3 protein-coding genes are annotated in these 3,741 nt (G+C 57.2%); 2 read left to right on the top strand and 1 reads right to left on the bottom strand.

Features of this window, described 5'->3' with window-relative positions:
* Positions 1-219 precede the first annotated feature (219 nt).
* Positions 220-1,167, bottom strand: a complete 948-nt coding sequence (locus tag K5905_RS29715; protein WP_297591241.1) for an acetamidase/formamidase family protein — start codon at positions 1,165-1,167, stop codon at positions 220-222.
* Between the two features lie 123 nt (positions 1,168-1,290).
* On the opposite strand from K5905_RS29715, the gene K5905_RS29710 reads away from it, so the two are divergent.
* The gene (locus K5905_RS29710) at positions 1,291-2,196 is read left to right on the top strand and encodes a LysR substrate-binding domain-containing protein (RefSeq protein ID WP_297591239.1); all 906 of its coding nucleotides are present in this window, start codon (positions 1,291-1,293) and stop codon (positions 2,194-2,196) included.
* A gap of 192 nt (positions 2,197-2,388) precedes the next feature.
* On the top strand, positions 2,389-3,741 hold a 1,353-nt coding region (locus K5905_RS29705; RefSeq protein WP_297591238.1), incomplete at its 3' end, for a peptide chain release factor 3.

Raw genomic sequence — 3,741 nt, 5'->3', positions numbered from 1 at the left:
GTCACAGACGGGAATTCGTCCCATGAGAAGGAGAATGGCAGCTGTCGCGGCAATCATGAGGATGCCGATGATGAGGCATTTTTTTCGGCTCAATGGGACTCTCCTCGAGCGGACGGGAAGCAAGTGATTCTGTCGTAGAAAAATCTAGCAGAAACCTTTAGCTGGCGTTTAACCAGCAATGCATCTGTCCACCCGAGGTTCTGATCAGGCAAAAGTGTCTTACTTGAAAATGTCCCGAGGTAATTGCATCGACACGTGATAGTGCGGAGTGTCGACGATTTCGTTGATCACCAGGTTGCCGACAAGACCGGTGAGGAGATAGGCGTCAGACAGTTGAAGATCATGAAGCCGCAAGAGCCACTGAACCATGCTGCGATTCGCGTCCTGGGCAATCTTGTAAAGGTCGGGTCCGAAAGCGGAGGTCGCATAGAAGACCATCGCGTCGTTGCGATGGCGGCATCCGGGAGCCGTTATGTAGTGCGGCGCATCGATCTTCCAGTTCTTGTGAAGACGGATACGCGCCGTCACGGTCATCGGTGCTTCAACGGCGTAAAGGCTGGACTGACCGTCGCCCTGCGACAGGTGGCAATCCCCGAGAGACAGCAGCCCGCCCGCAACTTCAACCGGCAGATAGACTTTTGAACCGGCCCGCAAGTACCGGTTGTCCATGTTGCCGCCTGTCCGGCGCGGCAGAAGCGTGCGGTGGGGCCCGGCTTCTTTCGGCGCCAGGCCGACAAGGCCGCAGGACGGGTTGATCGGAATACGGACATTGGGAAGAAAGTCGAGGCAGTCGTCAGTGCCGACATTGAAGACGCGCAATTCACGAAAGTCCGAGTATTCGTCTTCCAATAGGCCTTTGCCGAGAATGCCGTCGGAGGCAGGTGTCAAGGCGGTCCAGCCCCAGCCATGGTGCTCGAAAGTTGTCAGCTCGACTTCGACCACGTCGCCAGGCTCCGCACCTGCGATGTAAATCGGCCCCTGAATCGCGTGGACCCTGCCAATATCTGCGTTTTCAAGATCCTCAAAAGTAGATTGTGGGGTGATCTGGCCGTCTGCTGCTTCCCGGCATTCGAAAATAACCCGGTCACCGGAGGTGACCTCAAGCTGTGGGGGCAGGGTCTTGTCCCAGGCGTAGTGATAACCAGTGTCGAAATAGTGCGTTTTCATCAGGTGTTCTCCTCCAGGCTGGCGGTTTTTTTAGACACGCCGCATCAAAGTCACCCATTAATAAAATAGATCTGCTATCCTCGTGAAATCGAATTTTTTGAGGAGTTAGACTTAAAAAAACTTATGCAAAAACTGCACAAGAATGTTCCGTCACCCAAGGCGCTGATCGCTTTTGAGGCAGCAGCGCGCCATCTGAGCTTCACGGCCGCTGCTGACGAATTGAATGTCACCCAGGTCGCGGTGACATATCAGGTGCAAAAACTCGAGCAGGATCTGGGAACGCCGCTCTTTGTTCGCTCTCATCGGCGACTGTCTCTGACGTCGGCCGGAGACCGGCTGAACAGCGCGGTGCGCTATGGGTTGGGTCACATTGCGGAAACGGTGACGTTTATCCGCAAGCAGAACGACGGCAAGACCCTGACCGTTGCCGCAAACAATGCGGTGTCGTTTTACTGGTTGAGAGATCGGGCGATTGCATTCCAGATCGAGAACCCGGGTGTCGAACTGCGCCTTCTTGCGGGGGAGCGGGACGATATCGAATTTCTCGGTTCGGGTGTCGATATCGCCATCCGTCACGGTTCGGGAGACTGGGACGGTCTCGTCTCGAACCACCTGTTCGATGAGGAAGTCGTTCCGGTCTGCTCACCTGATTTCCTGAAACGCAACGGACCATTTCCTGATCCGGCCAGCCTGCGCGCGGCAAGGCTCCTGCGTCTGGAATCGCTGGCGCCGCACTGGATTACCTGGGAAACTTGGTTCGCGGCGCGGTCTGTCGAGGTCGACAGCAAGGCGCTGGAAATGGTGACATTCAACAGCTACCCGGTGTTGCTGGAAGTCGCGATCGCGGGGCAGGGTGTCGCGCTGGGAGGGATCAACGTAATCGATCGTGTCCTGGAAGAGGGCAAGTTGATCAGGATCGACGATCAGCCATTCCACACCGGATACGGATATTATCTTGTTCGGCGTCGGGACACCGCCGCGAATGACCTGCTTGAGCGTTTCACGCAAACACTGCTGGCCTCGCTTTAGGGCGAATGCGCTCTCCGCAAGGTGCATCAACGTCCGAAAAGAGAATTCTTCACTGGAAATTTCTGGCCGTACCTTCTATGACCTTGCGCCAACGAAACATCAATCCGTCCGGTTCCAGAGATTGAAGGTGCGCTCCGGTTTCTACCGTCGCGATTGCGCAACCCTGCCGGATCAGCGGATCAGGAGATCTTTATGACGAGCGTTAATGGCGTGGCGCCTTTTCAAGCCCGACGCACCTTTGCGATCATTTCCCACCCGGACGCCGGTAAGACGACACTGACGGAAAAACTGCTCCTGTCGGGTGGTGCAATCCGGGCAGCCGGTCAGGTGCGCGCCCGCGGTGAACGCCGCAGGGCCAGGTCGGACTGGATGAAGATCGAGCAGGAACGCGGGATTTCGGTCTCGTCCTCGGTCATGACTTTTGAACGCAAGGGCATCATATACAATCTGCTCGACACTCCGGGCCATGAAGACTTCTCAGAAGACACCTACCGTACGTTGACCGCCGTTGATGCGGCCGTCATGGTTATCGACGCTGCAAAAGGGATCGAGACCCAGACCCGCAAGCTGTTCGAAGTCTGCCGTCTGCGCGATATCCCGATCATCACCTTCGTCAACAAGATCGACCGTGAAGGCCGTCACGCGCTGGAAATTCTGGACGAAGTCCAGGAAGCGCTGGCGCTTGATGTCTCTCCCCAGACCTGGCCGGTCGGCATGGGGTCCGACTTCTTCGGTGTCTATGACTGGCAGAAGAAGAAGTTCCACACATCGGAAGGTGAGCGTGGTGGTCCCTATGCCGAAACCAAGGACGTTGCCGGGCTGGACGACGAGGCTCTGACCGGCACGGTTTTTGACCGCATCATGGACGAGCTTACCGAGAACGTTGAGCTGGGCGAAGGCGGCTATGCCGAATTCGACAGGGAGAGCTTTCTGGAAGGTCATCTGACCCCGGTCTTTTTCGGCTCCGCACTGCGTGATTATGGCATTGAGGAAATCCTCGACTTCATCGCCGACTTCGCTCCGCCGCCGCATTCCCAGCCGGCAACCGGCGGACGCACAATCATGCCGGAAGAAGACAAGGTCACCGGCTTTGTTTTCAAGGTGCAGGCCAACATGGACCCAAAGCACCGCGACCGGATTGCATTCGTGCGCCTGTGTTCCGGAACCTTCAAGCGCGGCATGAAGTTGAAGCACGTCCGCGCCGGCAAGCAGATCGCTGTTTCGGCACCGATTTTCTTCTTCGCCGAGGAACGCGAGATTGCCGATCTGGCCTATCCCGGTGACGTTATCGGTGTGCCGAACCACGGCCAGCTTCGTGTCGGCGACACGTTGACGGAAGGAGAGAATATCCACGTCACCGGTCTGCCGGCCTTTGCTCCGGAAATTCTCCGCCGCGTGCGCCTGTCCGACACGATGCGCGTCAAACAGATGCGTCAAGGACTACAGGATCTGGCCGAGGAGGGCCTGGTCCAGATCTTCAAGCCGGATCTCGGCTCCAACTGGATCGTCGGTGTGGTCGGTGCACTGCAGCTCGACGTTGTGGTC

Origin of the sequence: Roseibium sp. (assembly GCF_025698965.1) — a bacterium.
In the GTDB taxonomy this organism is placed as follows: domain Bacteria; phylum Pseudomonadota; class Alphaproteobacteria; order Rhizobiales; family Stappiaceae; genus Roseibium.
Note: the sequence above shows the minus strand (reverse complement) of the source record. Positions and strands in the feature narration are given on the sequence as shown.